This is a genomic window from Chroococcidiopsis sp. CCALA 051 (assembly GCF_003015105.1).
GTDB classification, from domain to species: domain Bacteria; phylum Cyanobacteriota; class Cyanobacteriia; order Cyanobacteriales; family Chroococcidiopsidaceae; genus Chroococcidiopsis; species Chroococcidiopsis thermalis.
The window spans coordinates 1-16,762 of record NZ_PYCI01000037.1; the positions used below are offsets into that span (position 1 = coordinate 1).

15 protein-coding genes and 4 pseudogenes are annotated in these 16,762 nt (G+C 44.1%); 13 read left to right on the top strand and 6 right to left on the bottom strand.

The features are described 5' to 3' along the window. From C7Y66_RS32900 to C7Y66_RS11285, 6 genes and pseudogenes are all read left to right on the top strand, one after another. A pseudogene (locus tag C7Y66_RS32900) lies at nt 1-128 on the top strand (ABC transporter ATP-binding protein); the annotation flags it as partial. A gap of 370 nt (nt 129-498) precedes the next feature. Then, a complete protein-coding gene (locus C7Y66_RS11265; RefSeq protein ID WP_106545653.1) occupies nt 499-1,935 on the top strand; it encodes an NCS2 family permease in 1,437 nt (478 codons plus the stop codon). Nucleotides 1,936-2,001: 66 nt separating this feature from the next. After that, nucleotides 2,002-3,000, top strand: a complete 999-nt coding sequence (locus C7Y66_RS11270; protein ID WP_106545654.1) for an adenosine deaminase — start codon at nt 2,002-2,004, stop codon at nt 2,998-3,000. A gap of 7 nt (nt 3,001-3,007) precedes the next feature. Further along, on the top strand, nt 3,008-3,535 hold the full coding sequence (gene hpt / locus C7Y66_RS11275; protein ID WP_106545655.1) for a hypoxanthine phosphoribosyltransferase: 528 nt from the start codon (nt 3,008-3,010) through the stop codon (nt 3,533-3,535). 125 nt (nt 3,536-3,660) lie between these two features. Further along, complete coding sequence (locus C7Y66_RS11280; RefSeq protein ID WP_106545656.1) at nt 3,661-3,888, top strand: addiction module protein; 228 nt, start codon at nt 3,661-3,663, stop codon at nt 3,886-3,888. Further along, nucleotides 3,888-4,209 (top strand): annotated as a pseudogene (locus tag C7Y66_RS11285) (type II toxin-antitoxin system RelE/ParE family toxin). The gene C7Y66_RS11280 and the pseudogene C7Y66_RS11285 overlap by 1 nt, the downstream one beginning before the upstream one ends. A gap of 60 nt (nt 4,210-4,269) precedes the next feature. Here C7Y66_RS11285 and C7Y66_RS11290 read toward each other — a convergent pair. Then, on the bottom strand, nt 4,270-5,697 hold the full coding sequence (locus C7Y66_RS11290) for a sensor histidine kinase (protein WP_106545657.1): 1,428 nt from the start codon (nt 5,695-5,697) through the stop codon (nt 4,270-4,272). Nucleotides 5,698-5,974: 277 nt separating this feature from the next. Here C7Y66_RS11290 and C7Y66_RS11295 point away from each other — a divergent pair, with 277 nt between their 5' ends. Then, nucleotides 5,975-6,424 (top strand): hypothetical protein, encoded by a 450-nt coding sequence (locus C7Y66_RS11295; protein WP_199197373.1) that lies wholly within the window; start codon nt 5,975-5,977, stop codon nt 6,422-6,424. A gap of 17 nt (nt 6,425-6,441) precedes the next feature. Then, entirely contained in the window at nt 6,442-7,089 is a 648-nt protein-coding gene (locus C7Y66_RS11300; RefSeq protein ID WP_233222633.1) for an FMN-binding negative transcriptional regulator, read from the top strand. A 20-nt stretch (nt 7,090-7,109) separates the two neighbouring features. On the opposite strand, the pseudogene C7Y66_RS32435 reads toward C7Y66_RS11300, so the two are convergent. Together C7Y66_RS32435 and C7Y66_RS11305 are read right to left on the bottom strand one after the other, a co-directional pair. Continuing rightward, a pseudogene (locus tag C7Y66_RS32435) lies at nt 7,110-7,205 on the bottom strand (IS1 family transposase); the annotation flags it as partial. A 60-nt stretch (nt 7,206-7,265) separates the two neighbouring features. Next, nucleotides 7,266-7,889: pseudogene (locus C7Y66_RS11305) on the bottom strand (TetR/AcrR family transcriptional regulator); the annotation flags it as partial. 57 nt (nt 7,890-7,946) lie between these two features. On the opposite strand from C7Y66_RS11305, the gene C7Y66_RS11310 reads away from it, so the two are divergent. Next, nucleotides 7,947-8,897, top strand: coding sequence for a Rieske (2Fe-2S) protein (locus C7Y66_RS11310; protein ID WP_106545659.1), 951 nt, complete (start codon nt 7,947-7,949; stop codon nt 8,895-8,897). Nucleotides 8,898-9,096: 199 nt separating this feature from the next. Then, complete coding sequence (locus C7Y66_RS11315) at nt 9,097-10,698, top strand: glycosyltransferase family 39 protein (RefSeq protein ID WP_106545660.1); 1,602 nt, start codon at nt 9,097-9,099, stop codon at nt 10,696-10,698. Between the two features lie 104 nt (nt 10,699-10,802). Here C7Y66_RS11315 and C7Y66_RS11320 read toward each other — a convergent pair whose 3' ends face one another. Further along, complete coding sequence (locus C7Y66_RS11320) at nt 10,803-11,231, bottom strand: hypothetical protein (RefSeq protein ID WP_015156904.1); 429 nt, start codon at nt 11,229-11,231, stop codon at nt 10,803-10,805. A gap of 676 nt (nt 11,232-11,907) precedes the next feature. Here C7Y66_RS11320 and C7Y66_RS11325 point away from each other — a divergent pair. Next, complete coding sequence (locus C7Y66_RS11325) at nt 11,908-13,797, top strand: chloride channel protein (protein WP_106545661.1); 1,890 nt, start codon at nt 11,908-11,910, stop codon at nt 13,795-13,797. A 399-nt stretch (nt 13,798-14,196) separates the two neighbouring features. On the opposite strand, the gene C7Y66_RS11330 is transcribed toward C7Y66_RS11325, so the two are convergent. Then, nucleotides 14,197-14,598, bottom strand: a complete 402-nt coding sequence (locus C7Y66_RS11330) for an AbrB family transcriptional regulator (RefSeq protein WP_015156902.1) — start codon at nt 14,596-14,598, stop codon at nt 14,197-14,199. A 587-nt stretch (nt 14,599-15,185) separates the two neighbouring features. On the opposite strand from C7Y66_RS11330, the gene C7Y66_RS11335 reads away from it, so the two are divergent. Beyond that, nucleotides 15,186-15,629, top strand: a complete 444-nt coding sequence (locus tag C7Y66_RS11335) for an Rrf2 family transcriptional regulator (protein WP_015156901.1) — start codon at nt 15,186-15,188, stop codon at nt 15,627-15,629. Here the strand turns inward: C7Y66_RS11335 and C7Y66_RS32905 are convergent. Further along, nucleotides 15,626-15,751: a hypothetical protein gene (locus C7Y66_RS32905; protein WP_255409970.1), complete on the bottom strand. Its 126-nt coding sequence runs from the start codon at nt 15,749-15,751 to the stop codon at nt 15,626-15,628. The two genes, C7Y66_RS11335 and C7Y66_RS32905, sit on opposite strands and share 4 nt — an antisense overlap. 16 nt (nt 15,752-15,767) lie before the next feature. On the opposite strand from C7Y66_RS32905, the gene cbiB reads away from it, so the two are divergent. Next, nucleotides 15,768-16,751, top strand: a complete 984-nt coding sequence (cbiB, locus tag C7Y66_RS11340; RefSeq protein WP_106545662.1) for an adenosylcobinamide-phosphate synthase CbiB — start codon at nt 15,768-15,770, stop codon at nt 16,749-16,751. Nucleotides 16,752-16,762 lie beyond the last annotated feature (11 nt).

A 16,762-nucleotide genomic window follows, 5' to 3' on the forward strand; every position in this document is an offset into this window, starting at 1 on the left:
ATATGGATGTGATTATGTCCCTGTGCGATCGCGTTTGGGTGATGGCAGAGGGGCGTAACTTAGCCCACGGTAGCCCAGAGGAAATGCAACAACATCCTCAAGTGCTAGAGGCATATTTAGGAAAATAATTCAACCCTGTTGTCAAAGATGTGTATCGCTTCAAACAATCTCTATCTTAGGGAGTATTCCCATGAAACGTTGAGATTTGTTAATGGTATCTGAGGTGGAAGGTTAATTTGAGCCACATTTGAGTCTCTGGCGCTCTAGCTGCAACTCGTAGCTTTTAGCGCCAGTTAACTTTTCTTATCAAGTTAAGAGTTGGTGTTTTTCGACACAAAAAAACGATCGAACAACGACATACAGTATGCACCCAGTAGTCACTAAATTTAGGTGCAAAAGGCAGCTTTCATGTCGTTAGAGTAACAAGCCTGACTGACGCTTGCTGGTAACTTCCTCAATATTGATAAGCAAAGATAACTTGGTGGAGACAGCCAAAGAATGAGCAGCGATACAGATCGATTAGAACTACAACAACCACCTACGCCACAGTATACGGGTTGGCAAGCCGCGATCGCTCGTTTTTTTCAATTTGACCTGTATAGAACTAACTTTCGGATCGAGACTCTGGCAGGATTGACAACTTTTATGACGATGGCATACATCCTCGTCGTCAATCCCTTAATTTTGTCGGATGCGATTTTTCTACAGCAGCCAAAAGATTTATTCGCCGAACAAGTCTTTGCTACCGCAGTCTCAGCCGCAATTGGAACGCTGGTAATGGCATTTGTTGCCAACTATCCCTTTGCCCTCGCCCCTGGCATGGGATTAAACGCCTTTTTTGCTTATTCTGTCGTTTTAACCCTAAAAATCGATTGGCGTTTGGCACTAGCGGCTGTATTTGCCGAAGGATTGATTTTTATTGCCCTCACCCTTACCAACGTTCGCAGTCAAATTGTCAATGCCATTCCCCTGTCGCTGAAAACAGCAACATCAGTAGGGATCGGTTTATTTATTGCCTATATTGGGATATCTGGCGATCCGAAAACTGGAGGTGCTGGGCTAATTATCGCTAGCGAAGTGACAAAAACAACCCTGGGTAGCTTCAGAGAACCTAATACTCTACTAGCTGTTGCCGGAATTATTATTACTACAGCTTTTTTAGTACGCCGCGTTAAGGGGGCATTACTCTGGGGGGTACTCGCCACCGCCTTACTCGGTTGGATTGTAGGTGTTACACCCCCGCCCAAAGGAATTTTTCAGGTTCCTACCCTACCGACAGATCTGATCGGACAAGGCATTTTCGGTTTATCGCGATTGACTGCTAACAACTTCCTCGACTTTATCGCCATACTTTTAGTATTCTTATTCGTCGATATTTTTGACACCGTTGGTACTCTGTCTGGAGTCGGCATGAAGGCAGGGTACATTAAAGAGGATGGAAAACTACCGCGAGTCAATCAAGCACTGTTTGCCGATGCAGTAGGAACAACTGCTGGGGCGCTGATCGGTACGTCTACAGTCACTACATATGCAGAATCAGCCGCAGGCGTATCGGAAGGGGGGCGCACGGGCTTCACAGCTGCGATCGTAGGCGTATTATTTATCCTGGCGATCTTCTTAGTTCCTTTATTCGAGGCAATTCCCGCCTACGCTACTACACCAGCCCTAGTCATTACAGGCGTGTTAATGATGACAGGTGTATCAGATATTCGTTGGGGTGATGTAGCTGAAGCTGTTCCGGCATTTTTGACGATTTTGTTTATGCCTCTTGCTTACTCAATTGCTACTGGGTTGTCAGTTGGTTTTATCACCTATCCAATTGCCAAAGCACTGCAAGGCAAAGCCCACGAAGTTACGATCGCAACTTGGATTTTAGCCGCAGTTTTCATAATTCGATTTGTCTTTATGACATTGCGCTTCGGTACATCTGAATAAATTTCATATTTATATGTAGAGACGTTACATGTAACGTCTCTACACGCAACTACTAACTCTCTAAAGATGAATTCATTCTTTTGCCAGATTCCTAAAGCTGAGTTACACATACATATTGAAGGTTCCCTCGAACCAGAAATGATGTTTGCATTAGCCGCTCGCAACAATATTCAACTACCCTACAAATCGGTAGAAGAAATTCGTGCTGCTTACAACTTTCAAAACCTACAATCATTTCTCGATCTCTATTATGCAGGAATGAGCGTGTTGCAGACAGAACAAGATTTTTACGATCTAACTTGGGCATACATGCAAAAAGCATCTGCTCAAAATGTGCGCCACGCTGAAATATTTTTCGATCCTCAAGGTCATACTTCTAGAGGGGTTTCGTTTGAAACAGTTCATCGAGGAATTTATCGTGCCTTACAGGAAGCACAACAACTCGGCATTTCTTCTTATTTGATTCTCTGTTTTCTGCGGCATTTAAGCGCTGAATCAGCAATGGAAGCTTTAGAGCAAGCTTTACCTTATAAAGATACAATTCCAGCAGTAGGTTTGGATTCTTCAGAAGTAGGAAATCCACCTTCAAAATTCCAAAAGGTCTTTGATAAAGCCCGAGAAGAAGGATTTCTTACCGTTGCTCATGCAGGCGAGGAAGGACCACCAGAATATATTTGGGAAGCCATAAATCTTTTAGGCGTATCGCGTATCGATCACGGTGTACGCTGCATCGATGACCCAAAGTTATTAGAATATTTAATTGAAAAACAAATTCCTCTGACTGTTTGTCCGCTATCTAATATCAAACTTTGTGTTTTCGATTCGATGGCAAAGCACAACATTAAACAATTATTAGACATGGGATTGTGCGTGACAGTAAATTCTGACGATCCGTCTTATTTTGGCGGTTACGTGGCTGAGAATTTACAAGAAATAGAATCGGCTTTAAGTTTGAGCCAACAAGATATTTACAAATTAGTGAAAAATTCCTTTCAAGCAACATTTTTAAGTGCGGCAGAGAAACAGGCTCGAATTGCTGAATTAGATGAGTTTATGATGAAGTAGAAAAACAATGAATAAACAGCTCGTTCCACTCATTTCTCAGTCAGAAATAGCAACAACAGTACAGCGATTAGCACGGGAGTTGGATCGAGATTATCAGAATAGCTTTCCAATTGTCATTGGTGTTTTGAAAGGATCGTTTATCTTTCTTGCCGATTTGATCCGGCAGATGCAAACTCCGATTTGTAATGTCGAACTGATCCGTTTATCTAGCTATGGTTGTTCTACCACTAGTTCGGGTGAAGTCAAGATGTTAATGGGTTTAACTGAAGGTGTTATTAACAACAAGGATGTCATTTTAGTTGAAGATATTGTCGATACTGGGTTGTCAACCTCAAAAGCAATAGAAATATTGAAAGCTCATAATCCATCCTCGCTCAAACTTTGTGCCTTACTCGATAAACCCTCACGCCGCAAAGTTCAAGTTGAGATCGATTATTTGGGAATTGAAATCCCCGATCGCTTTATTGTCGGTTACGGTATAGATATGGATGAAAAATATCGGCAATTACCAGCAATCTACGCGATCGAGGAATAAGCTTTGCTCACTTCATTAGAAAAATGTCTGTTATACGTGAATGATTTAGGATTGCTATAAATTAAGAAATTAGTTATTGATGTAAGTTACTATATTTTTAATGATGAATATGAAGGTTAATAGTTATGCTATCTATCGAAAGGCTTTTAGAAGAAGCATTATCCTTACCAGGTGAATCAAGGGCACTTTTAGCAGAAAAATTAGTAGAAAGCTTAGAGTTTGATGCAGATCCAACGGTTGAAGCAGCTTGGATTAACGAAGCGAAGCAGCGGCGAGACGAAATCCAAAAAGGTAATGTTCTATCCATTTCGGGAGATGAAGCTTTAGCGCATGTGAGGCGGCTGCTGGAGTAATGAGATATGTATTTCACCCTGAAGCACTTGCTGAATATGCCGCAGCCGTTCAATATTATGCAGAGAATCGTGCCGAAGTAGCGCAAGCATTTATTAATGCAGTCGAGGACGCAATTTATAGAATTAGAGAGTCTCCTACTCGCTGGCGCGTTATTGATGAAGATATTAGGAGATGTCTGACGCGAAAATTTCCCTATGGAATCCTTTACACAGTTGAGTCAGAATATATTCTTATCCTATCTTATCCTAGCCGTGATGCATTGCAGCCGAAAACCGGGCTACTGGAAAGAGCGCACGCAAACAAAACCTCTAGATGATTAAAATTAGGCTCGGATATAGCCTGGAAACTATGGTTATCAGTCACTGATAACTGATAACTATTCACTGATAACTGTGTGTAGCAATTGGCAGACAAATTGTAAAACAAGTCTTACCAGGCTGCGACGTAAATGTAATTGTTCCTTGGTGACGGTTCTCGACAATCCGCCGCACTGCATCTAAACCTAAACCCGAACCCGAACCTACAGGCTTTGTTGTATAGAAAGGCTCGAAAATTCGCGATTGAATTTCTACAGGAATCCCAGTACCAGAATCGGCAATTTGGACTTGAATGTAATCGCCATTTTGAGCGGTAGCTAATTCAATTACTCCTTTCCCCGTGTTAGCAAAGCTTATCGAAGATATCGCATCAACTGCATTATCAATTAAGTTCGTCCAAACTTGATTCAACTCGCTACCGAAAGCGAGAATTTTAGGCAAAGAGCGATCGTAATTCCGCTGAATTTCAATTCCTTGCTTGAATTTGTAAGCAAATAATTGCAATGTATCTTCAATTCCATCGTGAACGTCAACAATTTGTTGCGCGCCGCGATCCATGTAAGAATAAGATTTCATCGACTGGACGAGCTGAGAAATTCGCTGCGCTCCCCGCAAGCCACTCGAAACCGTACACATAACCTCAAAAGACAGCGCCAGCCAGCGCAACCCCATATCTTTTAATTCTGTCGGATCGTCCTTCCATCGCTCCATCAGCTCAGTTAAAGTCTCTATATCTACATTTCCAGCTGCTAATGGTTCGGCGAGTTTCCAAGCATCTTCTACGCCATAGTTTTCTAACCACTCAAGCAATTGTTCCTCGCGATCGCTAAATTCAATGGGGTTCATGCGACAGTTGACAACCGCATCCCAACCATCGTCACGCACTTTGAGCCATTTTTCTGTATGTTCTACCTCTACTTGGCGCTGTCCGTAAACAAAGTTCATCCGTTGGAGTTCGAGCAATGCTGGGGTGATATCTTGCAAAGCACGAATTACAGCCGCCGCCGGGTTGTTAAGTTCGTGTGCTAAGCCAGCCGCTAGCGTGCCTAGAGCCGCCATTTTCTCTCGATTTTGAATAAAAGACTCTAAACCGCGCAATCGTTTCTGTACGGCTCGAAATATTAAGCGCTCGAAGCCTCGACAACTATGTAGGAGGGTGCGAAAGTCATCGCCTGAGATTTCGTAGAGCCGACAATCAGAAAGAGCGCGTAATGTTACGGGGACTGGTTCATCGGTTAAGACTTGAATCTCGCCAAAAAAAGCAGGTGCTTGGTGCTGTCCGATCGGCATTTCGATCCCTTCGCTGATGCGGGTAATGCTCACCCGACCTGATAGCATGACATAAAATCCCCGTGGCGGATCTCCTTGTTTGACGAAGACTTCGCCGCTAGATAGCTCCATTTCTTGAGCGCGATCGCAAACCCAGTGAATCTGCTCTTGGGAAAGCTGTTGAAACAACTCCAGCGTTAACAGTTCGTCTACACATAGCATGGTTGAATCTTCTCCACGCGAGTCGTACTGTTACTGTATCTGAGGATTTATAAGCAAGGGAAGCATGGGAATAATGATTTATTTGCTGTATTGAAGGATACTTTCCGTGAAAATTTTTGTCGATGAGATGCGATCGGAGTGACACAGGCGATCGCGTTGGATAGATTCCTTGCATGAAAAATTATAGATATACTCTAGTTGTTTGCATCTGCTCGTGATGTCAACTCGATTGTTAGTCTAACCTTGCGGCTTGACTAACTAGATGGAGAAGAAAACAATGCCAGCAAGCGAGCCACAGCGACAGGAAGCGGAACGGGAAAGGCAAAACGCCGAACAACATCGGCGCGAGTCGGAAGTAAAGCGAGAGATAAGTGCTGAGCAGCAGCAGCAAGCTGCATTGCACCAATATGCTGCCGAACAACAGCGCATCCAGTCGGAGAAAGACCGTCAGGCTTCTGAGGAGAGCCGAGAATTCGCGGAGGAGATGCGGCAGACAAAAGAGGCTATAAGGCAGCAGGCGGAAGAGACGCGGCGTGTTGCGGAAGAGGCGCGACGTGCTGCGGAAGAGGCGCGACAGCAGGCTGCTGAAGCCCGTCGTATAGCGCAAGAGGCACAACGAGCAGCGGCAGAGGCACAAAGCATCGTGCAGGAGCAACGCGAAATATTAGCGGAGATGGCGCTGACTGCACAACAGTACCGAAAAGTAATGACACAATACGAAGAGTAGCTGAAGTTAACGCTAGTTTGGCAGCCTACATAAGTCGATATATCATGTATATCCCCAGCGCCTTTCGAGAGGACGATCCTGAGAAGTTAGTAGCTTTTATGCAAGCTCATAGTTTTGCCACGTTGGTATCTACAACTGATGGTTTACCTGTTGCCTCGCATATTCCGCTCGTTGTCACAGTGCAGGATAATGTTGTTAAACTAACTAGTCATCTTGCGAAGCAAAATCCTCAATGGCAAGCTTTTGGCAAGCATGAATCATTGGCTATTTTTACAGGAGCGCACGCTTATATTTCACCATCTCTATATGAGAAACGCGAGAACGTACCAACGTGGAATTATGTTGCCGTTCATGCTTATGGTATACCTCAAATTATTACTCGCGCTGGCTCGCCGGAACTAATGGACAAGATGATGGAGAAGACAATTGACACCTACGAGTCTGAATACAAAGCGCAATGGCACGATCTGTCTGACAGCTACCGTGAAGGAATGATGAGTGGAATAGTTGGCTTTGAAATGATTGTGACGCGGTTACAAGGGAAATACAAACTCAGTCAAAATCGTAGCCATACAGAGCGGCATAATGTTGCTCATGCATTATTAGAAAGTACCGATCCGGCTGCACGGGAAGTAGGTGAAATGATGCAACAACTTGAACCATGAGCTTATCCCTTCCATGCTGGAAACTGCTTGCCGCAATCTTTACACAAATAACGCTGCTTGCCGTGGCGATGCCCATTTTTAGATAGTTGTTCGGATTGGCAGTGAGGACATTTCATTACTTTCATTACCTTGTCCTGCAATACCTCATCACCGACATGAGGACTTAGGTAGGATACGAGTAAATCTTCAATCTGTTGGATGAGCTGCTGGCTGTGAGTTTCGCTGCTGCGGAGAGCAATCAAAATTAATGTGTTGCTGCAATGAACGCAGACTTCGGCTAATAAGCTACACCGCTCGTCACTCAAAGCAGGATGGCGCTGTTTCAACAAACTAGCCATAAATGCGATCGCCTCTTGAGTCAAACTCTCGTCAATTGTTTGAAATATTTCTGGTGCGGTGAAAAATTGCACGAAAACAACACGAGATGTCGGTTGCTCGAATAGTTTGGCAACAGCGGCTACTAGCTGTTGAATCATCTGTCTCAGAGGTAACTGAATAATGCTAGGCGTGTTTACCTTAGCCCACATTGCTTTTACTCGTTCGACATGACGAATTTCTAGGGCGCGAAAGATAGCTGCTTTATCGGGGAAAAATTGGTAAAGCGAACCAACAGCTGTATTTGCCCGTGTTGCGATCGCATGGGTTGTAGCGGCTTCATAACCTACCTCAGCAAATAGCTCAGCCGCAGCATCTAAAATTCTTTCTACCCTTTGCTTACCTCGTTGCTGTTTCGGTGAACGACGCATAGATTTTGTAGGTGACTCACTACCCTTGCTTGACAAACACGAACGATCCGTCATATTTTGAAAAAATACGAATAAACCGTCATATATTTTAGATCTTTAAGAGGTCAGTCTATGCATCCTATTCTCCCTGGTGCGCCTTGGTTGATTGCTCATCGCTCGATGCTAGGAGTTAATAAACCCCATAAAATTACTCTTAACGGTCGGGATTACGTACTGTGGCAAAATCAAAAAGGTGAAGTCTTTGGCTTAGATAACATTTGCCCTCACATGCAAGCTCCTCTCTCCGATGGCTGGATTTGTCGAGAGCGAGATACCATTACCTGTCCGTTTCACGCCTTAGAATTTGACACGCAAGGGCAGTTGTACCGAGAGGAAACAGCAACTCAACCTTTATTAGAAAAACTAGATTTGACTGCGATCGGCGATAATATCTGGACATATGGAGGATATGAGCCGAAAATTTCCATTCCCGAATTAATTGAAAAAATTACCCCTGGTTTTGAATTTGTTGGAATTGCTGGAAGTAAAAGCATTCAAGGTAATTTTTTAAGCAATCTTTTAATTAATTACGACTACAATCACCAAAATGGAACGCATCGAGAAATATTTAGAATCAAAGCGATTGAGGTCGATGAATACCAGGAAAATGGCTACAGTACAAAACTCCTCCAGAAAGTTACTAGAGACAGTAACACGCTAGGAGAGCTTGCTAGCAATCCAGTTTTACTCACTGTTCCCAAAACCTTCATCAATCAGTTTGAATATTCCTTTCCTTGTCTAACTTCATTTATTGCTACAATTCCATCTGGTCAATTCATTCAAATTCATTCTTTATATCCTGAAACAGAAAATCATACTAAGACATTTGTTTTAGTTTTTGCCAAGATTCAGAATTTAGTTTTAAAAACCTTGTTAAAGAATTCGCTACTCAAAGCAGTAGATGAAGTGATTCGGCAGGATACAGAAACAATCGAGAATTTATATCCCAGGCAAAAACCAAAAATTCGCTTGCCAAACGAAGAAATTATGTTTAACGCCCAAAAGCTATATCAAGAATGGTAAGCGATCGCCTTGTCAGTGCAGCCCGTGCAGCATCTAGGATAGTTTCAAAATTTGGGCGATCGCGTCATTGTGGCAAGAATAGAAAGAAGTGGTAAATTGTACTCGTTCCCTGCTGACATCTGAGACAAGCCAAACAGCTACAAAGTGGAACGTTAATTCACGACTCTATTGACACCTAGCCTTGAGTATTAAAACTTAGATGCATCGTTGGATTTTGACTGGGGATAATGCTAAGCATTGGAAATCTCAGCTGCATAGCCGAGCCGATTGGTTATGGATTGGGGGGCTGCTCTTGGCAGCACTACTTCTATATACTAAAAACTTGGGTGACTTACCGTTGCGAGACTGGGACGAAGGCACGGTAGCGCAAGTCGCAAGAGAAATATGGCGATCGCCTGCAAACTGGCTTCACCCAAAAATTATAAACGGCGAGCCTTATTTAAATAAACCACCCCTCATGCATTGGCTCATAGCTCTTTCCTATACAATTGGTGGGGTCAATGAGCAGACATCTCGTTTACCAGGGGCATTACTGACCGCGCTTGGCGTACCAATTTTATACAGTATTGGACGAGAAATCTTTCACTATCGCCAGCCAGCGATTTTCTCGGCTTTAGTTTACCTAGTCATGCTACCCGTACTGCGTCATGGCAGGCTAGCAATGCTAGATGGTGCGATCGTCAGTTTTTTTCTCTTTACAGTTTGGTGTTTGTTGCGATCGCGTCGCAATCTGCGCTACTGCTTGGGCGTAGGCATCGGTTTAGGATTGATTGGACTGACTAAAGGTATGGTAGGACTGTTACTCGGAGCGATCGCCCTCTTATTTCTCTTTTGGGATACACCCCGCTTGTTAGGTAGTTGGTATTTATGGGGTGGAATCGCGATCGGGAGCTTGCCTGTAGCGGCGTGGTATGCTGCCCAGTGGTGGCAATACGGACATCAGTTTACCGATCGCGCTGTCGTCGATCAGTCCCTCAGTCGGATTTGGCTAGCGGTAGAAAACCACCAACATCCCCCTTGGTTTTATGTACTTGAAATTCTGAAATACGGCTTTCCCTGGTTAATCTTTTTACCAAGCGGTCTGCTTTATACCTGGAATCATCGCAACTGGAGTTGGGCAAAACTGATCTTGGTTTGGGGTGGAGGTTACTTGCTAGCAATCTCCTTAATGGGGACTAAACTACCCTGGTATGTTTTACCAATTTACCCCGCGATCGCTTTGGCTGTAGGAGTGCAATTGGCTCAGTTTTGGCAGCAACCCTATCCAGCTAAATATCCCCGCTACGCGATCGCATTTTTAACTTTACTAGCGGTGGTGACGTGGGCAGCCAGTCTCTACTACAGTCCTTGGAATACCGAACCCGACTGGGAATTACAGTGGATTTTAGCAGCAGTAGCAGGCACGATGACTTTGAGTGCTTGGTTAGCTGTGAGGGGAGATAGACAATTTATCGCCGTACTTATTTGGGGCATGTACGTTGCCCTGTTACTCTTCGTCACCTCTCGCCACTGGGTTTGGGAACTAGCAGAAGCCTACCAAGTCAAACCCGTAGCTGCTCTCATTCAAGCTCGCACACCTCCAAACCGAGAAATCTACACTTCCTTCGCCTATAATCGTCCTTCCTTAGATTTTTACAGCGATCGCCGCGTCATTAGTAGTAACTTCAACCAACTGCAACAACAGTGGCAGCAACCACATCCATATTTACTTCTAGATCGCCCTACCCTAGAACGTTTAAAGCTACCAGCGATCGAATCCCTCGGTCAAGCCTCTGGCTGGATGTTAGTTACAAGGGAGTAGGGAGCGCACGAGCGATCGAGCAGGGAGCAGAGGAGCAGAGGGGCAATTACCAATTACCAATTACCAATTACCAATTACCCACACCCTGTTCGCCGATAACTGACTCAATTTGCTATTTCCTTCACATCTTCTACCAATCTGTCCCAAGGAGATTGTTGTTTGTTGAGACTATCTAGACTGAAAATACTAATCCCTAACAAAAAGATACTACCCGCCGTTAAGACTGCTACAGGACGTTTGAGCGAACCAAGGTCGCGGATGATTCTTGCCCAAGGTCGGCTTTGACGACGCAGCGCGTGCGCTACCATAACTTGTTTTAAGCATTGGGGATCGCGCACGTAATGACCGCTCCAACTGACAACTAATTTTTCTTGACAATTAGGACAGGTAAAAAGCCCACGATTGCCTTTGATTGGCTTGAGCTGTTCGGTACGTTGACAAATCGGGCAAGTGAGAGAGTGGTTTCCAGTGTGAGTGTTCATCAGCGATAACCTAATGCGTCGAACCTGGGGAGCGTGAGAAATTGTTGGCATAAGCAATTTAAAACTGCTAATTCCAACTAATAAAGCGATCGCGATCGAACCAAACTAAAAATTTAGCTTTTGTTCACAAGAGATAACGAGGACTGGCGGATGCAAACCACGGCAATAGGCAGCTCCTGCCAAATCTTTTTGACAAAACTGGTAGAAGTATATACCAGCCGCTCTGATATTAGCCCCTATCTTTGAGAGTATTCGGGGCTTTACGAGTTTCTTCACGCCTAGAGCGTTCGATTACGTGAATCCATGAATTTTTATTTTTTCTATCTTAAACGCTAATTCAATATATCGTCTGATTTTATATGCATACTGAAAATAGTTAAGCTACAAGCTAGATGGTGTTTGTTGTCATTTGTCATTTGTGAGTGGCTAGCCACCAGCTCTCGTTGCTACCAACTCATATTGCCACTACTCACTACTCACTTTACTCTAGTCATTTGTCATTTGCGGTTGCCTATGACGAACGCGAGCGGATTAGGGATTACTAATTAGCTCCCAACCTACATTTAAGCACTCTTATAACTCTTTTTCGAGCGCGATCGCACTTGCTTAGCAAAGCTTCTTAAACGATCGCAACTATCTACTTGTCTGGCTTCAGAAAAATCGCTGAGAATGAGTAATAGTAGATTGTGAAAAAAATTTAACTTTATTTTTCGTTTTTTATCTCTAAATGACCGATCGTTCCCTGTCTGAGGTGAGTCAGCCACAATCTGGCGGGCTTGCTGCTCCTTCTAACCCTATTGCCCACATTCTCAATCGCTTTCAGCCTTCTCCAGAAGCCGTTGTCTTACTTCTAGCGGTCTTGATTGGCGGCGGTACGGGTATGGGTGTGGTGACATTTCACTATTTAATCGAACTCGTTCACTACGTTGCTTTTGTTAATTTGATGGGGACGCTCTCTGCTTGGGGTGCGTGGACAATTGCTCTGGTTCCAACTCTGGGCGGATTCATTGTCGGATTGATGCTGACGCGCAGGCAAGATTTCGGTCCTGGGCTGTCTTCTTTAATTGCTGCGGCTTCTGGTAGTGCCACGCGACATGCTATTTTGCAGCGGCTTCAGCCTGTAACCAAGATGGTAGCTGCTTCTGTATCTTTGGGTAGTGGTGCTTCGCTCGGTCCTGAAGGTCCCAGCGTCGAAATTGGAGCTAATTTTGGCGTGTTACTCGCTCACGTTCTACAAGTCTCGCAAGAACGCCAGCGTCTACTTTTAGGTGCAGGGGCAGCAGCAGGTTTGGCAGCGGGTTTCAATGCTCCCATTGCGGGAGTATTTTTTGCTCTAGAAGTAGTGTTGGGAACGACATTTGCTAATTCGGCTGTCAGCGTCGTCTTGCTAGCAGCGGTTGTATCGGCGCTGGTTGCCCAAATTGGTTTGGGAGGACAGCCAGCTTTTGCTTTGCCTGTATACGAGGTGCGCAGCCCCTTAGAGCTACCGCTCTATGTCGGCTTGGGAGTCGCTGCTAGCGTTATTTCAATCGCCTATACTCAATTACTCCTTTGGGGACGAGCCTGTTTTTGCGGACAAGTCAAGGGTTTTGCTTGGCTGGGTCGCGTTCCCTTGCCAATGCATCCAGTGATTGGTGGTGCTTGTGTCGGCTTGGTGGCGTTGCTCTATCCGCAGATTTTAGGCATTGGATACGAAACCATAGAAGCTATGCTTCAGGATGTCGAGTTTTCTTTGCTACTATTGTTAATTCTGCTGGTGCTGAAGCTACTGACCACGGCAATTAGTATGGGCAGCGGTTTGGTTGGCGGGGTTTTTGCTCCAGCTATGTTTCTCGGTGCTTCGTTGGGGGCAGCTTATGGCAAAATTTTAGCGGCACTGCTACCACAAATTGGCATGTATATGGCTGGTCCGCCAGCTTACGCGATGGTGGGAATGGCAGCTGTACTAGCTGGAAGTGCTAAAGCTCCTTTAACAGCAATTCTATTATTATTTGAATTGACGCGCGACTATCGCATTGTTTTACCGTTGATGGCGGCGGTAGGCTTAAGTGTCTGGTTAGTAGAACGGCTGAAAAAAAGCGTAACTCCTGAATCTAGCGCCAATTTACAACAGTTGAATTTGAATTTAGTTGGGGACGAAGATCGAGAAATTGTGCAGCAAATATTGGTAAGAGAAGCAATTTACGAATCGCCTCTCATGTTGCCAGATTCTATGTCTGTCTCTCAAGCAGGTTTATCCATGACTAACGCTCATTGTCGTAGTGCTTTGGTAGTCAATCCCGAACTACAACTACTAGGAATTGTGACTTTAGAAGATATTAATCGGGCGATCGCAACTTGGGAAAATGCTGATGCTCAATTGGTCGATATTTGCACGACCGATTTACTTTATGCTTACACGGATGAACCTTTATCTGAGGCTCTATCTCGAATGGGAGCCAGGGGGTTACATCAGTTACCAATTGTCGATCGAGATCAGCCAGAACAAGTTTTAGGCTTGCTCGAACGGGAACAAATTGCTTTAACTTGTAAACTAGCAACAACTCGCAAAGCGCTTCATCCTTATCTCAAAGTTTCACTACCTGTAGAAGAATTAGCGTTGCCAAAAAGTGAGTAATGGCTAGTGGCTAGCGAGTAGTAGATTGAATCGTCAACGCCCTGTCAATCGCAAATTGAACTTGCGATCGAAAATATAGTGGCGGGCTTCATCAGTTCTAGTCAGGAAACCTTAACAATAAATTGCTTGCCTCTGGTGGCAAGTTTGTTAAGCTGCGTTTCTCCAATGGGAACTCGATAAGTACCCGCCTAAGTAACTCAATAAAGTTATCGCACTCTTACAAGTCGAACAGCTTAGTTTTTCACCCGCTAGCTTTACTTTCGGGTGAAAAACTAACTCTGCAACTCTCAAAAAGCGCTTTTCTAGCAAAACTTGAGGTACTGTTTGCTGCTGATAAAATTGAGCTTGAAGTCTGACGAAATAGCAGATCGATTTGGATGCGATCGCGTCCCCTAAATCTCAAGCTGTAGCCTCTACGTCTTCTTTTGCTCCATCTATTTGCTTGAGATGAATGTGTTTTTTCCCTAGAGTGATGACAAATTCATCTCCTTGTTGTAGACCCATTTGCTTCGTATATGCCGAACCAATTAGCAAATTACCGTTCGATTGAACGCTAATGCGGTAGCTGGCACTACGTCCGCCACGCCCATTTGAGTTGGAAGTACTATCTAATTCAATGCCTTCCGCATCTATTAGTGCGTTGAGAAACTTCATCATATTGACACGCTCTACACCATTTTTGGTAGTCGTGTAGTAGCCGCATTCCTTTGCCTTTTCTTCTTTACTCAGGCTATCTAGCTCTTTGACTTTCTTGAGCAGTGCTTCTCCGGCTAGAGGCTCGATCTTTTTCTTTTTATTCATCAACTTAGTTCTGTTTTAACTGGAGCAGGTGGTTTACAGTTTTGATTGTCAGCTAACTGAAGCTATGATTTAGTTTAATTTAGCTTTATATCAGCTTAGCTAACTATAATACACTGATTATAGTAATTCTTTCAGCTTTTCGATCTTAATTTTGAAATTTTTTTTGATTGAAAATAGTATGAATCATCCTAATAACTGTCCGAACTTTGTCAATCCCCGATCCAATCGAATCATCCCCAGGAAATAGCATCGGCAAAAACTGACTGAAGTACTGTTGGTTGTGTGGTAGCGATCGCGATCGTCATCTTCGGGAAAATTTATTCGTTCGGGAACGAGTGACTTCGTCTATTTATCTACCCTCAGTAGGTAATTAAACTGAAAAATTGCTCTCCCCCAAAAGACAACTACGTGATTTTTGCTGCACGCATCAATGTGTAAAGTAATTTTCTCTAAATATAAAAAGAGTGGGCGATAGAAGTCAAAAGTCAAAAGCCAAAAGTCAAAAGTCTCCAAGCCGCAAGTTGCAAGTCGCAATTAATGACTCATCACTCACTGATAACTGATAACTGAGAAATGATAACTGAGAAATGAAACTGACAACTAGGGGTCACTACAGCGTTAAAGCATTGCTCGATCTGAGCCTGCAACCAAATTACACTCCGGTAGCAGTTAAAGCAATTGCCGCTCGGCAAGAAATTCCTGCTCCTTATTTAGAGAAATTACTGATTGAAATGCGACGAGCAGGATTAGTAACATCGGTGCGGGGAGTTCAAGGAGGATACAAATTAGCGCGATCGCCTGCGGCAATTTCATTAGGTGAAATTCTCGCTGCTGTCGGAGAAACTATCGAACCTTTGCCCCACCATCAACCAGAACCAGGACAAGCAGAAGATTGGGTCACTTTTACGCTCTGGCAACGATTGCATCAAAAAATGAGAGAAGCATTGTATAGTATTACTCTTGCCGATCTCTACTACGATGCCCGTAGTTGGCAAGCCGCTCAAGGAGAAGAAACAAATTTTGTGGTTTAGGAGTGAGAAGCGAGGAATGAGTATGATGTGGGTAATTGGTAGTTGGTAGTTGGTAATTGGTAGTTGGTAGTTGCACCTGAAGCCCCTTGTCTCCCTTGTCTCCCTTGTCTTCCTTGTCCCAATTTTGAATTTTGAATTTTGAATTTTGTCCCCAGTTCCCCCAGCCCTCTTCTCATCGCCGCAGTTTTAGACTACTTAATTGGCGATCCTTGGGGTTTTCCACATCCGGTGCGGGTGATGGGATGGCTAATTGCTCAGTTTAATTATTTCGCATTCAAATATTTGAAATCCGAGCGATCGCTCTACTGGGCGGGTGTGGTTTTAGGATTAGGATTAATTCTTGGCAGTGGTGCTGTTAGCTGGTTATTGGTTTATGCTGCTAGCCAAGTACATCCATTATTGGGTCTAGTGACAGATAGCATTTTATTAGCCAGTTGTTTTGCACTTCGCAGTCTCAGAACAGCAGCAGAAGATGTCTTGCAACCTTTGGCAGCTGGCGATTTAGTACAAGCCAGAGCGAAATTAAGTCTTTATGTTGGTAGAGATACGCAAGAACTCTCAGCACTAGAAATTTTGAGAGCAGTCTTAGAAACAGTAGCGGAAAATGCCACTGACGGGGTGATGGCTCCCTTATTTTACGCGATCGCCTCTGCCTTCATACCATATACAAATGTGGCGTTTCTGCCCTTGGCATACAAAGCAGCAAGTACTCTTGATTCGATGGTAGGTTATCGAGAAGCACCATACACTCATTTAGGTAGATTTAGCGCTAAATTGGAAGACCGATTGACGTGGTTGCCTTGTCGTTTGACAGTTTTATCTCTCGCATTGCGATCGCTTAAGCCTTTGTATGTATGGCAAATGTGTCAGCGAGATGCAATTAAAGATCCCAGTCCTAATTCAGGTTGGAGTGAATGCGCTTATGCAGCTGTCTTAGGCGTACAACTAGGAGGAACGAATTGGTATCGAGGAGTAGCCAAGCAAAAGCCTTTACTGGGAGAACCGATTTATCCCATTACTAGAGAAAAAGTTCGGCAAGCCTTACAACTGACGCGGTATTGTTTTCTCTTGTGGCTGGGATTAGGAATTGGGGCGATCGCAATTTCTACTTATAGTTTTTAGTCAGAAATACT